The organism is Pirellulaceae bacterium, from assembly GCA_029243025.1.
In the GTDB taxonomy this organism is placed as follows: domain Bacteria; phylum Planctomycetota; class Planctomycetia; order Pirellulales; family Pirellulaceae.
Genome location: JAQWSU010000055.1, coordinates 182,041 through 199,348 on the forward strand (window position 1 = coordinate 182,041; position 17,308 = coordinate 199,348).

The 17,308-nt window shown below is 52.7% G+C and carries 14 protein-coding genes; 5 read left to right on the plus strand and 9 right to left on the minus strand.

Annotated features, from left to right (window positions below):
* Positions 1-84: 84 nt before the first annotated feature.
* The 3 genes from P8N76_27235 to nagB all read right to left on the minus strand — a co-directional run bounded on the left by P8N76_27235 (position 85) and on the right by nagB (position 4,669).
* Positions 85-1,290, minus strand: a complete 1,206-nt coding sequence (locus tag P8N76_27235; GenBank protein ID MDG2385395.1) for a glycosyltransferase — start codon at positions 1,288-1,290, stop codon at positions 85-87.
* 30 nt (positions 1,291-1,320) lie between these two features.
* The gene (locus P8N76_27240) at positions 1,321-2,580 is read right to left on the minus strand and encodes a glycosyltransferase family 2 protein (GenBank protein ID MDG2385396.1); all 1,260 of its coding nucleotides are present in this window, start codon (positions 2,578-2,580) and stop codon (positions 1,321-1,323) included.
* A 151-nt stretch (positions 2,581-2,731) separates the two neighbouring features.
* Complete coding sequence (gene nagB / locus P8N76_27245) at positions 2,732-4,669, minus strand: glucosamine-6-phosphate deaminase (GenBank protein MDG2385397.1); 1,938 nt, start codon at positions 4,667-4,669, stop codon at positions 2,732-2,734.
* A 611-nt stretch (positions 4,670-5,280) separates the two neighbouring features.
* On the opposite strand from nagB, the gene P8N76_27250 reads away from it, so the two are divergent.
* On the plus strand, positions 5,281-6,369 hold the full coding sequence (locus P8N76_27250) for a DUF1559 domain-containing protein (protein MDG2385398.1): 1,089 nt from the start codon (positions 5,281-5,283) through the stop codon (positions 6,367-6,369).
* A gap of 38 nt (positions 6,370-6,407) precedes the next feature.
* Positions 6,408-6,845 carry a hypothetical protein gene (locus P8N76_27255; protein ID MDG2385399.1) on the plus strand — a complete coding sequence of 146 codons (438 nt, stop codon included), beginning with the start codon at positions 6,408-6,410 and terminating at the stop codon, positions 6,843-6,845.
* A 33-nt stretch (positions 6,846-6,878) separates the two neighbouring features.
* On the opposite strand, the gene P8N76_27260 is transcribed toward P8N76_27255, so the two are convergent.
* From P8N76_27260 to P8N76_27270, 3 genes are read right to left on the minus strand one after another with little or no spacing between them, the layout of a single operon-like run.
* Positions 6,879-7,223 (minus strand): DUF1805 domain-containing protein, encoded by a 345-nt coding sequence (locus P8N76_27260; GenBank protein ID MDG2385400.1) that lies wholly within the window; start codon positions 7,221-7,223, stop codon positions 6,879-6,881.
* Between the two features lie 5 nt (positions 7,224-7,228).
* A complete protein-coding gene (locus tag P8N76_27265) occupies positions 7,229-8,467 on the minus strand; it encodes a hypothetical protein (protein MDG2385401.1) in 1,239 nt (412 codons plus the stop codon).
* A 43-nt stretch (positions 8,468-8,510) separates the two neighbouring features.
* Entirely contained in the window at positions 8,511-10,502 is a 1,992-nt protein-coding gene (locus P8N76_27270; protein MDG2385402.1) for a dockerin type I domain-containing protein, read from the minus strand.
* A 253-nt stretch (positions 10,503-10,755) separates the two neighbouring features.
* On the opposite strand from P8N76_27270, the gene P8N76_27275 reads away from it, so the two are divergent.
* On the plus strand, positions 10,756-11,523 hold the full coding sequence (locus tag P8N76_27275; GenBank protein MDG2385403.1) for a PDZ domain-containing protein: 768 nt from the start codon (positions 10,756-10,758) through the stop codon (positions 11,521-11,523).
* A 157-nt stretch (positions 11,524-11,680) separates the two neighbouring features.
* On the opposite strand, the gene P8N76_27280 is transcribed toward P8N76_27275, so the two are convergent.
* The 3 genes from P8N76_27280 to P8N76_27290 all read right to left on the minus strand — a co-directional run bounded on the left by P8N76_27280 (position 11,681) and on the right by P8N76_27290 (position 15,312).
* Complete coding sequence (locus tag P8N76_27280) at positions 11,681-12,637, minus strand: TIM barrel protein (protein ID MDG2385404.1); 957 nt, start codon at positions 12,635-12,637, stop codon at positions 11,681-11,683.
* Positions 12,638-12,647: 10 nt separating this feature from the next.
* Positions 12,648-14,450, minus strand: a complete 1,803-nt coding sequence (locus P8N76_27285; GenBank protein ID MDG2385405.1) for a DUF885 domain-containing protein — start codon at positions 14,448-14,450, stop codon at positions 12,648-12,650.
* A 169-nt stretch (positions 14,451-14,619) separates the two neighbouring features.
* Entirely contained in the window at positions 14,620-15,312 is a 693-nt protein-coding gene (locus tag P8N76_27290; GenBank protein ID MDG2385406.1) for an SIMPL domain-containing protein, read from the minus strand.
* A gap of 262 nt (positions 15,313-15,574) precedes the next feature.
* On the opposite strand from P8N76_27290, the gene P8N76_27295 reads away from it, so the two are divergent.
* Positions 15,575-16,576 carry an RsmB/NOP family class I SAM-dependent RNA methyltransferase gene (locus P8N76_27295; GenBank protein MDG2385407.1) on the plus strand — a complete coding sequence of 334 codons (1,002 nt, stop codon included), beginning with the start codon at positions 15,575-15,577 and terminating at the stop codon, positions 16,574-16,576.
* 167 nt (positions 16,577-16,743) lie between these two features.
* Entirely contained in the window at positions 16,744-17,265 is a 522-nt protein-coding gene (locus tag P8N76_27300) for a PEP-CTERM sorting domain-containing protein (GenBank protein MDG2385408.1), read from the plus strand.
* The last annotated feature ends 43 nt before the right edge of the window (positions 17,266-17,308 follow it).

A 17,308-nucleotide genomic window follows, 5' to 3' on the forward strand; every position in this document is an offset into this window, starting at 1 on the left:
ATGCGCCTGTCTCGCGGCGGCAGACAGTGCGTTATTGACTGGAGCCGAGCAGTTTCTTCGCGGCAGTAAGAAAAAATGGGTCGATCAGCCGGATTTTAGCTGCCGATTTTCGAGCAACTCGCGATAAATGTCCTGCAGTTGTTCTGTCCGTTGCTCGAAGCTCAGTTCCGATTCGACACGGCGTCGAGCTGCCTGGATCTGTTTTGTCGTTTGGCTTTCGTCAGAGAGAGTTTCTCGAATGGCTTGACTCAATGATGCGATGTCACGCCGATCGGTCACGCGACCGTGAACCCGGTCTCGAATGAGTTGACTGGTTCCTCCGGCGTCGGTGGCGACCACGGGGATTTCCAAAGCCATCGCTTCGACGACCACCGTTGGTGTACCTTCGTAGTCAGAGGTTTGAACGAACAGGTCAAAGGCTTGGTAAGTTTGTTTCATGTTGGCACAATGTCCTAATAAATGACATCGATCCTGGAGATGACGTCGCTGCACATCACGGCGAAGTGAATCCAGAAGACTGCCTTCACCGGCGATCACCAATCGCAGCCGGGAATCGGTTTGACTCAATTGATCAAAAAGTTCGACAAGGAGATCGAAACGTTTTTGGTGTTCGACGCGGCCGGCAGCACCCAACACAATATGCTCAGGAGAAAATCCAAGCTGTCGTCTCGAGATGAGCCTCGCTTCTGCGTTACGGGAGAATTCATGAGGATCAATGCCATTCAAAACAACCCGAATTCGCTCTGGCTGGGATCCGGAGTTGATTAGCGCGTCACGTATTTGATTGGAGACGGCAACGATACCTGGAAAGGTCCGAAGAACCAATTTATCAGCAGGATAGAGCAGGTGTCGCTCTCGAATTTTGTCCCCCGTCCAGCCATGCGAGGTGGCGAGTCGAATAATGTTCTTGTATCGGCGGTTGATCATCGTGGCGATGAAGCTTGCCTTGTAGTCGTGCGAGTGAATAATGTCGGGCTGGAAGGCGTCGGTGATTTGTCGGATTTTTTTGAAGATCGTTCCATCGAAAGGCCCATGATGCGTTTCAGTGTAGTGCCTAAGTCTCAAGGCAGCGGCTCGATCCGCCAAATCGTATTCCCGATCATCGACGTGGTGCATGAAGCACACCGCCATTTGTACCCGATCGGCCGATACGCACGCCGCATTTCGAAGCATGATTTTGTCGGCCCCTCCACCCGCTCCATCAACCGCCCGTAAGGCTAATACTCGAATTGGTCGCAAGGGAACCGGTGTGACGTTCCTGATTCTTCGATGGAGTAATGTATGGCTCATGAGGATGTTGGCTTCGCAAAAGGAGGAGAATTAATGTCGCGGTGTACGGTTCCAGGAATGGTTTCGGAAGCCCAGTAACGCGAGTAAGGAAATCGATGCGATTTGGGCCAAAACCAATGGCGTGTGCAGCAAATATTGAAAACGTCGTGGAGATAGCCCAAGCATCCCGATACCTGCGAGGAGGTAAAGGCCGTAAAGCGGCAGTAAGCCGAGTGCCGCAGCGGCGAGTTGGATGGATCGATCAGTCGGTACCCACCAACACAACACACCCGCACCCAGTTGTACCGCCAGGAGGTGAGTCAAAACGAGCGGCCGACTCGTGATTAATAAGGTCCAGCCGAGATCTGCGATCCGAAGATTGCGATGTTTGATCCCCTCAAAGATTAACGGTAAAGCATTGGAGCGGCTCAAACTCAAGTTGCCACTTGCCCATCGCGTTCGCTGAACGCGGAGTTCTTTGGTTGTTTCGGCATTGATGCATTGGACGAGCGCATTTCCAATAAAATGAATTCGTTGATGCTGTCTTGCCAGTTGAATTGTGAATTCAGTGTCTTCCGCACAAGAATGGGAAGACCAGCCAGATGATTCCAAAATCGAACGATGAAAAACCATCCCTGTACCAACGAGCATCACGGATAATCCAAGTTTCGATTTGGGAACAAAAAAAAGATCGTATTCTAGCGTTCGACCTACACTTGCTGCGTAGCTGATCGGACTCGCATCGGGGTTAGATGCGCGATGATTGGCTTGCAAGATGGACGCACCTTCTTGCAGGAAGCTATCCATGACTCCCAACGCGTTTTCATCCAGAGGGCTGTCAGCGTCGAGTACCATGAAGGCATCATAGGGAAGAGCGAGCAGACGTTGGAAAGCCCAGGCGAGTGCGAAGCCTTTCCCGTGACGATCTTTGTCGTGTCGTGTCAAGACATCAACGCCTAACCGTTGGGCCAAAGCAGCCGTCTCGTCATGGCAATTGTCCGCAATGACCGTGATGTCAAATTGGTTGGGAGGATACTTCGAGGCCTGGCAAGATCGAATTGTGCGCTCAATCACCTGTTGCTCATTGTGAGCCGGGATCACGATCATGAAACGGTGTTGGGGAGCTTGCGCAGGTAACCGCGATTCCTGCAGGCCGCAACCCCGTGCGACGACCAAAAATAGGTAGTAGCACACGATTGCGTACGATGGCAGTAGTAAGCCGATCACGAATGTGAGTGTGAGTCCCATACCAAACCACAGCAGCGATTCGGCAATCCGAACGGATGCCGAGCCTAAGACCACGAAGGGCACGACGAAAATGTGCCTTTGGTTTTAGCCTGATTGGTAATGGGAAAGGATCAACTGTTCCGAGCCTCTCGTTCACCGTTTGTGACGGTGAAAGTCCGGAAAAACGTATCCTGACGACGATGCGGCCTGAAATTGGCCCTGTTGGCAGTGCCGCTTACTTCAAAAAACTTTCCTTGTAGCGGACGAATCCTTCCATGGCCTCGTACTGGGCTAATCCGAGTTGGTCAAACAATCGGGCCGTATCCGCGTTACGGGCCTCCGCTCGTTGCCAGAACTCTCGCATGTCAGGGCCGGGAAACAAGGCGCGATCCTTTTGTGATTCGTGTTTGAAAATGGCTGCCCTTTTTCTCGCGACTTCTTGCGGGCTCAAGGGGACCGCCATTTCGATTTGATCTGGACTCCATTCCTGCCAGGCACCTCGATAGAGCCAAAGTTCACATTCCTTGAACCAGTCGTCATTCTTAAGATCGTTGCATGCTCGTAAGATGGCTGTCAGGCAGGTCCGATGCGTACCATGCGGATCGCTCAAGTCACCGGCGGCGTAGACTTGATGCGGTTTAATCTCACGCATCAAATTTACGGTGATGTCAATATCATCGGCGTTCAATGGTTTTTTACGGACTCGCCCGGTCTCATAGAACGGAAGATTGAGGAAATGCAGATTCTCGCGAGGCACACCGCAACATCTGGCACCTGCGACTGCCTCACAACGACGGATCAAGGCTTTTGTCTGTTGGACTTCGTCGCTGTCGACTTGTCCGGCTTTCTTGTTCTTTAGAAATTCTTCAATGTGATCTTCGAGTTGGATGGTGCGCTGCAGGTCGATGTCAAAGTGGCGGTTGAATTCGGTTGCGAACTCGATAAACCGAATGGCATCGTCGTCGAAGACAGCGATGTTGCCAGAAGTTTGGTAAGCGACGTGAACTTCGTGTCCCTGATCGACTAAGCGAATCAAAGTCCCGCCCATCGAAATCACATCATCGTCCGGATGTGGCGAGAAAACGATAACCCGTTTGGGGAAAATCGAATCAAAGCGTCGGTTACGATCGCCGGGTTGCTTTGCGTGTTCTGGCTTACCACCAGGCCAGCCCGTGATGGTTCCTTGCAGATAACGGAACACGGATAAATTAATATCGTAGGCGGGGCCTTTCTCGGCGAGCAGATCTTGTAGACCTTGTTCGTTGTAATCTTGATCGGTCAGCGCGAGAATTGGTTTTTTGAGTTTCTCCGCCAGCCAAAAAATCGCCCGTCGGGTACGATCCTCAGGCCAAGTGATGTGGCCCACCAGCCACGGACATTTGAATCGTGTGAGTTCCGAGGCAGCGGCCGTGTCGAGAATCACTTCCGCATCCGAATGCTCCTGTAGAAAACTTGCGGCGACTGACGGGGTTACCGGGCCCTCGACCGCTTCGGCCACAATCCTCGCTTTGTGCTCGCCGAAAGCCATCATGATGACCTTGCGTGCATTTAAAATCGTGCCGACCCCCATCGTGATGGCACGCCGAGGCACGTTTTCCTCGCCAAAAAAATCACTAGCCGCGTCGATTCGAGTCACCCGATCGAGCGTGATCAGCCGAGTGCGACTCTGCTTACCCGATCCCGGTTCATTAAAACCGATGTGACCTGTGCGTCCGATTCCGAGCAGTTGGATATCGATCCCGCCAGCTTGTGCAATCTTCTGCTCATACTCTTCGCAGTAGCTGAACACTGTTTCGGGAGGGGATTGACCATCCGGAATGTGGATATTTTCTGGCTTGACGTCGATCAAGTTGAAGAGATGCTCGTTCATGAATCGAACGTAACTTTGCAGTTCGTTCGCTGCCATCGGAAAGTATTCGTCCAAGTTGAACGTGATGACATTTGCGAAGGAGAGTCCTTCTTCGCGATGCATGCGCACTAGCTCGTTGTACACGCCCACTGGCGTTGATCCCGTAGCGAGACCGAGCACGCAATGCTTTCCTTCAGCACTTCGACTTCGAATGAGAGCGGCAATTTGTTGAGCGATTGTCGCCGATGCATCCAAAATGTTAGGGAAAACGGTGCAACTAATATTTTCTCGAATCGCGAGCTCTGATGACGTTTGTGCTGACATAATTGATCTCCATCCCAAAACCGATGATCGCTACGATTCAATTCACGCGGAAGTCCAGACGATGAAAAGCAGGAACTGCGCCGTCTGACACGTCCGTTAGAAATTGCCCATGTTCTCAAAGTCCGGTAGGTGTCAAGTTTTTCTAACGGAAAGCAATGATCAGGGATCCCGTTGTTCACTACTGTTATTGGGAATGGGAGCGAGTCCCGAAGCCAATCGACTTGCCCCCGTGCCCCCGTGCCCCCGTGCCCCCGTGGGCCGGCAGATTATATCGATTTCCGACCTGTCTCGTTAGCCGTCGACCGGCACTTTCTGCCCGTTGGGACGCGAAGTCTTGTTTGACTGTCAGACAGACTCGTTGGGGGCGCCTTGCACGTTTTGGCGAAATTCGTCACCGGATTAACTGAGTTCATTTGGATTGTGGGCTCGATAAGTCAACGAATCTTTGAAGAAGTGGTAAAATAACGTCTCAGATCGATGTTTCTTTGGCCGGTGGTCAAAATCGCCCAAGCGACTTTATTTGCAGAATAGCCAGTCCGGTTATCATAGAATCAGAGGATGCGGCGGGGCCAGACGCTGCAAAACATGAGTTCAGTAATGGGACGATCGTCATGATCAAACGGAATGAAGTTGCCAAAACGGCTAGAAAGTCGCGGTCCAACGCGTTCACGTTAGTCGAACTGTTGGTGGTGATTGCCATCATTGCCATTCTGGTTTCCCTGCTCTTGCCCGCCGCGAATTCGGCTCGCGAAGCCGCGCGTCGGATTCAATGTACAAACAAGATTAAGCAAATCGCGACGGCGGTGATCAACTACGAGAGCACCCATCGCCGACTGCCAGCCAGCGGCCAAGTGGGCGAAAACTATGATCCCAATGTCGGTTTTGGGAAGTACGATCCACAAACGGGTAAGATGACAAGTTGGGCTGTCGCCGTTCTCCCGTTTTTGGAAGAAGAAGCACTCCATCAGCGGTTTGACCCGAATCTAAACGTCCTGGAGTTGCCAAGCCGACCTCAAGCGGTCCATGTGGATGCCTACGTCTGTCCAAGCGATTCAGCAGCTGGACGTGTTTTTAAGCATCCCGATTTGACCAATTCTGTTCCGTTTGCAAAGGGCAACTACGCCGCCTTCGTGAGTCCTTTTCATATTGATCTCCAGGTTGAGTATCCTGGCGCTTTAGGAGGTGGCCGTTGGTCGCGCGACGGAACAAAGCGGATCGGCCAGTCCTTGGTGAAGGTGCGCGATGGTTTGGTAAAGACGCTAATGATCTCGGAGGTCCGAACCCGAGATGACCCGCGTGATCAGCGAGGCGCTTGGGCACTTCCCTGGTCGGGATCCAGCCTGCTTGCCTACGACATGCATCATTATCCTCTCAGTAATCGTCCCTACGAACCGTGGCTCTACACGCGGCAGGGTGCACAGCGTCCAAACAATCGCGGTTTTAACGTTGATATGCTTTACGACTGTCCGGACATCGATAAAGCACAGTTCGAAGGGATGCCGTGTGCCGAGTGGGATCGTGATTCGGCTAATTTTTATCTTTCCGCCGCTCCTCGCAGTCGCCACATGGGAGGAGTCGTTGCTGCTGCGATGGATGGTCATGTGCAATTTCTGTCGGATGACATCGATGACGTGGTGATGGCGTTGTTGATTAGTATCAACGATGGGCAAAATGGTCGGATTGACGAATTGACTCGCTAACGGATGCGGTGAGATCCCGCCAGCTTTCGGAAAGCTTTATGTTGAAAAGCACATCATTTGCCACCGGCCTAATATGTTTCGGACTCGCACTCCTCGGGTTATCCTACGCTTGGCCCCTGTTCGTTCCCCAAGAGTTGGTTTGGTCAAAAGAGCAAGCGATGGAAAATTCGGACGCGTCTGCCGGATTGCATGAAATGACTCACATGGCCGCCCATTCTGACATCAGCACGGATTCGCCGGCCAAGAAGGAGCAGATGAAACTGCAATTGGAAAAGGCGCAGCAACGATTCAGCGACTCTCGGGCTCAACTTGATCGTGCTCGTAACGTACGGCAGACAGCGGCCCAGGTTTTACGCTGGGGAGGGATCTCGCTGGCCGTCATCGGCGTTATTCGTTCCCTGGCGATTCGTACTGGGGGCGAGCAAAGACGGCCGAGGAAACGACGGCCCCGAACGAAAACGGCCGATCGTGCTTGATCGCCGACTGAAGAGCCAATCGGTGCGCCGATTTCAATCCGAGATCGCTGCCTGAAGCATACGTTCGACAGCCTCCCGACCACTCATGCCGAGCTCAATTCCAAGTTTGGCCGCTTGCGGGGTGCACCCCACGATCTGGGCTTCGAACAGATCCTCCGGTTCGCAAAGCGGATTGCTGGGCGTCCCCTTGGCGATAGCGATTGCTTGACCAAATTCAGCGGGTGTGGTCAGGTCGTAGATGCCGCAGCCCACGATTCCTGCCTTGGTCAAGATCGAACAATATTGTCCTTGATGCCAGCGATGGCTCATCCCGATCGCGGTTCCGTGTTCGAATTGGAGTGTGCGATGGCTGGTGCGAGGTAGCTGATTATCAGGCATGGGTTTTATTCCTGGTTTGCTTTCGGTGTGTGGAGGTTGGGTTGGGTCGGACGAAGTAGGTAGGCACCTGCTTTGACTGAATCGCCCAAATCTTTGGACTGCCACGCTAGCCACCCTCCGATGCGGTTCTGGTCGTCAATGGTTCTTGCCGTACTGAAAATCTCTTTCCGGTCGAACTCGATAGGCTCCAGTTCTCGCGTTTTCAAACTCCAACGAAAAGCGGTTGAGCCACCATTCGGTCCCGGAGGATCATCACTTATTCCAATCGCGATGCCTTGATTATTGACGTCGGTCACGGTGGTGCTTGCATCACCAGGCAGAGGCTTCAACAGACTTACGCCGGTATTCGGCTCGTAGACAAAACCCATGCGCTTTCCGCGTTGAGTAACTCGACCAACCACCATGCTTTGGTTATTGATGTTGGCGAGATGCACCGCAGAATCGGTTGCGTTACGACCTTGCCAACGTCCCGCTTTGTCCCGTCTCCAAATGCGAAGCTGATTGCCCGACCCATCTTGTTCGTCGTTTTTGGCCACGCTGGCAGCGGCCGATCGCCCATCGTCACTAATCACGACACGACCTGCCGAAAGAAACGGATTGTACATCGCGACGGTTGGTAGCAATTGGCAAATCCAGTCGTCTGCTCGGCGTTGCCAGACGCAAGGTATGACTCGAGGTGGATCCCGTCCCACAATGAAGCCACTTACAACACTGCCGTCTGCCGAGATATCAAACGCGCAGCTATCCCGGAATAAGGCGGGCGGGTGGAGGGCCTCTAATTTATCCGTTTTCCAATTCCATACAAAAGCTCTTTGACTCCCCTGCGGATGCCCCAGCGATCGGACCGCAAAGCCGACAACTAGACCTGAGTGGCTGAGCTTGAAGGCGTTGACCGTCGTGAAGCGATCCAGAATAGGAATCGGCAGAGCTTGAGTGTTTTCATTTGGTAGCACGAAGCTTTTCAACGCGGTACTAAACTTGCCGTCCGCCACTTCTCGTTGAATCAGCTGATCACCTTCAGGTGTCAGATCTTGCACTTCGGCGAAATAATCCGTTGGCGATGCGGTCAAGTTCGATTCATCGGCATCAAGGCGGGAAAAGGTTGGCAAGAGTAACACCACGGTAATTAGCCATGGAGCGTTGATCAGCAGGGGCGTTTTCCGCCCGAACCGACGAACCGCTTGGAAGATGTTGGAGCGACTGTGGCTGGAAATATTGCGGCTGTGTGGAGTTCGAATTGGCATAGCCGCTCATTGTAGACAAACTGGTGGTTTGCTCGAAATCCCCTCAGACGACTTCTTTTCGGTCCTTTGCATCGAGGGCTGCGGCCAACGCCGCGGACGTTAGAGAAACGTGAGCTGCTTTGGGATTTTCGTAACCACCGGCTTGGAACGCAGTGACGAGGTCCGCGGAGTCGAATTCACCATCGCAATTCCAGTCTCCTTGTGCCCAGCCGGAATTTCCAGCTAGGTCGTCCTCGTAATGTCCATTTTGAAAGACTTGGACTAAATCGCTTGAATCAAAAACCTGATCGAGATTTGAGTCGCCGAAGGTTGAACCGAGTAATGTGTCAATCAAGTATGCAAAGTCGGCCTGGTTTGAACTACCGTTGTTGTCGAGATCAAGTTGTGAGTCCCGAGGATTTTCATTGATTCGCCGGCAGAATAGGTCGACATCCACGGTGTCGACCTTTTGGTCGCCGTTGAAATCACCGGGAACCAGCGCGGATTGGCGGAAGGAATAGTAGCCAATATCGATTCGCGTTCCATCCGGGTCTGGAGAAGCCTGGGGATCGCCCTGATCGATGGCCGCTGAATCTGGCTGCAGTCGGAAATTATTTGTTGTTGCGTCAACGAATCCGGGTGGAGACGAAAGGTTGCCCGTTCCGCTGCCGTCATGATTCCACAGTTGCCCAAGCAGCGAATAGTTAATGTGTAGGTCGGCTGGATCGTAGTCTGAACGAATGAACTGTCCCCCGGGATTGACGTGCAAGATCGAATTCGAGATGTCGTAACTAATTAACACGTTGGGATCGGGGGAGCCTTTGTCGCGTGATGAGATCGCTAAGTCAACGTTGGCGATTGTCGATTGACGAATGGTGGTATCTGGCGTTGATGAACCAGAGCCTTTTGTTTCAACGCCAATTGCCGAATTGACGATTAAGCCCCGTTCGATGGTCACAGCGCCATTGAACGCGCTGACTGCTTTGTCGGCCGCATCGCGAACAATTGTGTCTCGCACCGTGACGATTGAGCCGAGGGTGTCGATCGCGTCGTCTTGAACCCCGGCCACCACCGAGCTGTTGATTTCGATTTGTTGTCCCGATTTTTGCCCATGCAAATAGATTCCGTCGTTGTCGTCCACCTTGCCATTGTGATGGAAACGTCCCGCCATATCTGTGATCCAGCTGTCATTGAACGCCAGTCCCGTACCTTTAATTTCAGGTCCCATGACGGCGCGGCTCAACAGGGATCCCGTGATTTCCAGTTGCCCTGAGGATGCTTGTAGGATTTTTCCATTGATATCGGAGATTGAGCTGTCTGAAAGCGATAGAAAACCGTCGTCGCGAAGGCGCAACGCCGGGCCCGTGTTGGTGTGGCCTCCCCTTGGGGATGAACCCGCGCGAGTCAAAAAGGTATGGTTGAACTCCACGGAGCCGCCATCCACGTCGATTTGTCCCCAGGGTTGACTGGGGTCAGCGGCCGTCAAGGTGATCGGTTGTTCTTCGTTACCAAGCGATCGTAACGTGCCTTGGACGACGATTTGTGTACCGGTTTGGCTGTCGGCAGCCCCATCGAGCAGAATGAGGGAGCCGGCCGCGATCGTCAACTCGACTCCTGTCGGGATGATTAAATCGCGTTCGATGCGGATGACTCCGGAAACCGTCAGGTCGGATTCGAGCTCCCCCGAAAGGTTCTGAACGGGTGGCGCGACCAACGCTGACAATTGGACGCTGGTTGCTAACTCTCTCCATTGAGCCTGTAACGTAATGTCCACCGCATCCTCGAGCGTGACCAAGGTACTGCCGCGGCCGTTCACCAATTGAAGCGGTTCAGCTGTAAAGCTTCCTTCGCTACTTGTTAGCTCAACCGTGGCGTCCCACTGATCGCGTGCTGTTTCTCCTGTTTGATCCGCTAGCTCCGCATGGATCAGTACGGGGACTCCGGGCAGAAAGTCATTTCTCGCCACCAGCTGCAGCGACAAGTCGGCGGCTAGCAGTTGTCGTTGTTCAAGAGATTCCAGTTGAAGGCGTCGTCGGTTTGAAATTCTATTTTTCATGATCTAATTCTACACCGAAATGAAAAAATGGTTGTCAGATTTGTCAAAGCGAAAAACGGATTTCAGCCAAGGTTCAATTTGAACTGTTTTGCTCCGGTTTTTGAATCTTGCAGCCAGCCAAATTGGTCTTTCGGAAAAGTTTTCGCAAAACGTGCAAGGTTTCTGACAGGCACGGCAACCTTTAGGTATTGGTTGTTAATGTCGTGACCATTCAGCAACGTTATCCGTTTCAGATTCAGAGGAGTTTCAAGAAATGTATAGACGCGTAATCGCCCTGTCCGCTGCGTTAATCGGGATTCTTGCTGGTGGTTCTCTCGCCTTGGCGCAGGATACACACCCGCATGAGGCATTCAAAGCTTTTCGAACCGATGGCAAGAATCTGTTCGTGGCTACTCCCGATGGAAAATGGATTCGAGTTCAACCACGAGTCCAAGAAAATAGCAACGTCGACTCCGATAGTGCACCTCACGCAACTCGGTTTGTATCCCAGCAAAAGCTTGGCGATTACTACATCGGGCTGGCACTTGGAGATGTGAGCGATACTTTGCGATCGCAACTGAAATTGGATGATGGAGTGGGGATTGTTGTTGCAGACGTTGCGGATGAAACTCCTGCTCGTGAGGCGGAACTGATGCAGCACGACGTTTTGGTTCGAGTTGACGGTGAGCAGGTTGTAAGTCCGCAAATGTTAATCGACGCAGTACAAAACGCCGGTGGGGAAGATCGCACGATGCGTGTGGAGTATCTGCGAGCTGGCGAGATGAAAGAATTGGAACTCAAGCCGCAGAAACGCAATGCGGACGATCGAGTCCAATTTCCACGTTCGGTAGAAGCTACGCCGGAGCAAGAACAAGCATTTGCTCCCCGCTTACCCGAGACGGGCCAGATTACCCCTGAGTGGATTTTGGAGAATCTTCAACGAGGTGGAAACCAGGCCGAACTCCAGGAGCAGATCGATCAAATCCGCGAGCAGCTCGAAGGCTTGCGAGGCGTATTGGAAGATCAATCGGGCAACGAATGACCCATCGTTGCCCGAGCGATGGGAGACTTGCGTCTCTATCGCGCAAAAGCTCGAGGTTGTGCTTCCCGTGGCCAACCTCGAGCTTTCTATTGCGCCTCAGCGCAGGAAAAGTGATACGCTGGTTGGTGTCGAAAACGAGTGACATCGACGGTTTGGTTTAGACATCACATTGTTGAAAAGCTTCTTTTAGTCCCTGGTAGGGGTTGCGTGTGGGAATGAACTCTTGACCGACGAAGCCTGAGTATCCTGCCTCCAAAAGCGCCTTCATCACCGCTGGATAGTTGATCTCTTGATCTTGATCCAATTCACCTCTTCCCGGATTACCCGCGGTGTGTACGTGGCCGATGTAATCTTTGTATTGGCGGATTCTGCGAATCACGTCGCCATCCATGATTTGCACATGGTAAATGTCGAAGAGTAACTTGAGGCGATCAGACCCAACCGCCTTGATGATATCGATGCAGTAATCCGTGCTGTCACCTTGGTAGCCGGGGTGGCCTCGCATCGGGTCCGAATCGTCGCGCGTGTTGAGCATCTCCAGGCAGATCGTAACACCTTGCTTTTCGGCGTAACCAACAATCTGTTTAAACCCTTCCACACAGTTTGCAGCGCCTTCTTCGTCCGAGAAGCATTCGCTGTCAGGATTTGTCGGGTCCTTGGCACGGAAGCCGGTGAAGGCGATTACGTTGTCGTACCCGTTAGCTGCAGCGGCATCAATGGCTTCACGAGTGGCTTTCAGAACCATCGGGTGAAAGTTGGGATTGTTGTAACCCCGCATAAAAGCTGGGCCAGGCTGAATCTGAGTCCCCACAATTGCACAGGTAAGTCCGTGTTGTTTCAGGGTTGGAAAAGCATCGGGGGATACCAATTCCACACTTTGGTAGCCCAGTTCACGAGCCACGGAACACGTTTTCGCCAAATTCCATTTTTCGCCCCGAGATCCAAAGCACCATTGGACGATTGACTGATTGATTCGGCCGGTCGCCTTGTTCTGATCGTCGGCGATTGTTGGCGCATGGCTGATCCAACTTGCTCCACCGCCAACCGTGACCGCTGCTGCACCTTGCAAGATTATTCGGCGACTGACATTCGGGTTTTTGGACGGTTTGAGCATCGCATACCTCTCAGGGAAGGGGGGATTTGGAATCAGGCGTCGTCTTGATTTGGAGGATCCACTGCTCGATTTGTGCGGTGAGTACGTCGAGAGGGACCGAACCTTGCAGCAGTAATGCGTCATGGAAGTCGCGGATGTCAAAACGATCTTGCAGCTCGTTTTCGGCGAAGGAACGCAATTCACGAATCTTGATTTCACCGATCTTGTAGCCTAAAGCCTGGCCGGGCCAAGCAATATACCGGTCAACTTCGCTGCGAATGTCGTGCAGCGACAATGCCGTGTTATCGGCCATGAAGTCGATTGCTTGGGCACGTGTCCAGCCGAAATAGTGAAGACCCGTGTCGACGACGAGGCGGCAGGCACGCCACATCTCGAAGGTCAATCGTCCAAAGTTACTATAGGGCTCTTCATAAAATCCTACTTCGAGCCCGAGTCGTTCTGCGTACAATGCCCAGCCCTCGACGAATGCAGTGAACGAGGCAAAACGACGATACGGAGGTACGTCGGGCATTTCTTGTTGCAGTGCAATTTGCAGGTGATGTCCCGGAACCGCTTCATGTAGCGACAAGGCTTGTAAGTTATAAAGCGGGCGGCTTTTCAGGTCGTAGGTGTTGAGATAATAAAAGCCCGCTTGAGAACCATCACCGGGCGGCGGCATGTAGTAAGCGGAAGTCGTTTGAGGTGCGATATAGTCCGGGATTTGTTTGAGTCCGTAAGGCGTGCGGGGCAGCTTGCCAAATAATTTGGGAAGCTGACCGTCCATCTGTTTGAGAATAAATGATGTGCGGGTCATCAGTTGCTCAGCCGAAGTCGGCTGAAACTGCGGTGCTTCACGCAGAAATTTTACAAATTCGCCAAAGCTACCTGCGAATTCGACCTGTTTGATCACCGCTTGCATCTCACTCCGAATCCGTTTTACCTCGGCAAAACCAATTTGATGGACTTCTTCGGGTGATAGTTCAAGTGTGGTGAAGCGTCGCACGCGATGTCGGTAGAACTCACGACCGCGCGGCAGGGCGGATGCGCTGATGGAACCGCGTGCTCCCGGGACATATTCGTGCGCCATGAAATTGAGGAAAGCAGTGTAGCCCGGCACAATGCTAGTTTGAATCGCAGCGAGAGCGGCTGCTCGTAATCGGTCTTTTTCCACCTGCGGAATGGTCGCGGGTAACTCTTTAAGTGGCTCGAAGAATAAACTCTCTTCGGCTTGTTTGACGAGATGGACTTCGATCGGATCGCGAAATCGTTGCAGCACGACCGACGGCAACGTCAGTCCTTGCTTGAGTCCTTGCCGCATTAGCTGAATGTGACCGTCGGCGTAATCTTTGAATCCTTGAAGCCGAGCAATGTAGTTCTCGAAATCCGCCACCGTTTCCAGTCGCATGCGTCGCCGTAAATCAGGAAAGGAAATGTGGAACCCTGCTCGATTCGTAATTGGGATCAGGTAGGCACGGAAATCTCCCTCAGCGATTTCGGTGGCTAAGAAGCGTCTGAGAATCTCGAAATTGATTGGGTTGGCGCCCGTGAGGTCGCGCTGGTTAATTTGACCTAGGCGGTGTTGAAATTCTCGGTAGGCCGCCTGAGCAGAGAGCGAATTTGCTTCACTGATCTTGGGTAACTGATGGTCAAATCTGCGATCGCCGGTCGATGTTGCCAAGAGGGGATTTTGCCGAAGTCGGAATTCCCAGATCTGATCGCCCAACGTAGAGAATTTGTCATCGACCGTTTCAGCAGGGCTCAGTCTGCCCATGCATACGGTCAAGAGAAGGCCGCCGAAGATCGATAGGAACGGTCCAACTCGCGTGCGAAACATGGTCAACACCTACTGGAAGAAGCGTCAAAGGCTCCCATCGTTTTAAGCCATGAGGAAGCATCGATGCAAGTGTTGTCAATCGCCGTCCAGGCCTGCCGAGCAAACGGCAGGCTAGACGGGGCACGCTGGGGATGGAGGTTACGGGCAGCAAGACGGCGAGTAGCAGGGCTCAATCGATGCCAAAAACGATGTTGATGGTTGCCGTCAATTGCTGTTCACCGGCGGCGATGGGCACGGCCGAATCAGCCATGGCGCGAGCGGCCATGAATTGGGGTCTCGGTGTGGCAATCGCTGCTTCACTGATCGAGATGACGGGACCCACTTTGACGCCCATGGCACTCGCATACAAAGCGGCTTTGCTCGTTGCATTCTTGATGGCTCGGTTTCGAGCTTGATTGAGCAATCCCTCGGGCTCGTCGATTCCGAAGGTGATTCCATTAATACGGTTGCTGCCAGTTTTGACAAGCGCGTCCAATACACCTCCCAAGGACGGCAGGTTGTGGACTTTGACGGTCAACTGATTCGACACTCGATAGCCGACGATTTCAGGTTGGGTGCGCCCCCGATCATCACGGCGATACTCCGGACTGACTGAGAAGTTGGAAGTTTGAATATCTTTGGAAGCGATTTCTTGTGTCTTCAATTCCTTCATGATTCGTTGCATGATTTCGGTGTTCGCCTTCAACGCTTCGCCCGCCGTTGCTGCCTGCGTGATCACACCCGTGTTAACGCTTGCCACGTCCGGAGGAGCTGATGCCGAACCGCGACCGGTGACAGAAATGGTGCGTTGGGCAACCGTGTCAGCGGCAGCAACTTGCGACAAGAAACAGGCCAACAGGGTTGGAATCAGAAAAAAACGCATGGTGATCTTCTCCGTGAAAAGGTGAAATCGCGACATTTGAATTGCGTTATATAAGCTTAGACGCGAATCGATTTCTTCGAGTTCCATCTGGAATTTAGTAATCTGTACAAAACCCCACTGGCTCGCTTGCAATCGGGCCGTACGGCAAAAGTAACTCACATTCATCGCTGCGGCGGCACGGAGTATAAATGGTGTCCGCCGCTTTGTGCCACCGGCTTGACAGCAAGTGGGAATAACTGATTTTGCCCGATTCGAGGATCTTATGTCGGAGTTGCCAACATCGGAACTGCCTGAGGAATTCGTAGACCGACTCCGAGAAATTATCCCGGCGGGTTACCTTGAACCAGTGATGGCGAGCTTTGCAGAGCCGAAACAGGTTAGTTTTCGCGTCAATACCTTATTGACGGATGCGGAGGCCGCGCTGAACGAAGTGGAGAAACTTGGGGTCGTCTATCGCTCCGTCGATTGGTGTCCAGAAGCTTTTTCTGCTAGGCCAGAACGACGACAACACTTGGTCGATTCGGCCGCCTTCCGGGAAGGGAGAATTTATATTCAAAATTTATCCAGCTTGTTACCCGTGCTGTTACTCGATCCTCAGCCCGAACAGGCCATCTTGGATCTTGCCGCCGCGCCCGGTGGGAAAACGCTCCATCTAGCTGCTCGAATGCAAAATCGTGGCCGGCTCGCCGCCGTGGAGGTGGTGCGAGCGCGTTACTATAAAATGTGCCAAAATCTGAGGACGGGAGGGGCGTCGATGGTACGCACCTTTCTCAAAGACGGACGTGTCGTTGGCAACAAAACTCCTGAGCAATTTGATCGCGTGTTGTTGGATGCGCCCTGCTCCTCGGAAGCACGGTTTCGGCTCGAAAGGCCTGAAAGCTGGCAGTATTGGGGAGCCCGCAAGATTCGCGAGCAGGCACGGAAGCAAAACGGACTGCTGAAATCGGCCGTCAGAGCTTTGAAACCCGGCGGTCGATTGTGCTACTGCACTTGCTCGTTTGCCCCGGAGGAGAACGAGGTCGTCGTGGATCGATTACTGAAAAGGGAAGATTCGATCGAAGTTGTGCCGATTGACTTCCCGGCGGAGTTTCCCACCGATTTCGTCCAACCGGGACTCGTGCAATGGCGCGATCGATCGTTGTCACAGCAACTCCTACATGCCCGTAGAATTTTGCCATCAGCCCAAATGAGCGGATTTTTCTTATGTCTCATCGAGAAATCTGAACGGATTCAACCCGCTCCATGGCGGAAAAAACGGCGTTAAATCGCTGAAACTTGGGCTGAGGGGGGATTGAAGCGGTCACAGCTCGGGCGCGCTCGTCTTGCCGCTGAAAAGAATATTGCAATGTTTGGGGTCTCTGAATACACTGGGGATTACAGGCATTTTTTGAGTTCGAGATGTTCCCCGACAGAGGGCTAGAGGTAACGCCAATGACGACCAACTTAAAGCTCCTTTTAAACTCCCTGGGCATTGCCCTTTTCTTTGTTTCAACGGCCGCAGCACAAGTTGCCGATCCGCTTCCGTTGACTCCCGAATCGGAACCTTCCTCCGACGGTCTTTCGATTATCTATTCCGTAGAAACAGGTAACCTTGCCGTTGAAGCAACCGGTGGTACCAGTTTGACAACGATTCAGATCGACAGTCAGTCCGGTTTATTTAATGGAAACTGTGTGGGATTTTACGGTCCCTTTGACGTGTGCTCGTCCGACAAGGTGTTCACGATTAACACCGATGGATTTGAGACGCTCGACTTCGGCGATGTGCTCGAAACTGGGCTTCCGTGGGAAGAACTGGAAGCCGATTTACTGGTAAATGGATCTTCGAGCGGCGGTGGGTTTGATGTTGGCACGGGCCCGTTTTTGGTTCATGCAGGAGTTCCTGAACCTTCTGGCCTCTTTGGCTTGCTAACGGGTATTGGATTGTTGCTTGCTTGGCGACGAAAATCGGCGTGAAGTGGATTCGTCTGATTGATTTGAACAGTTGTAAGAATTGAAG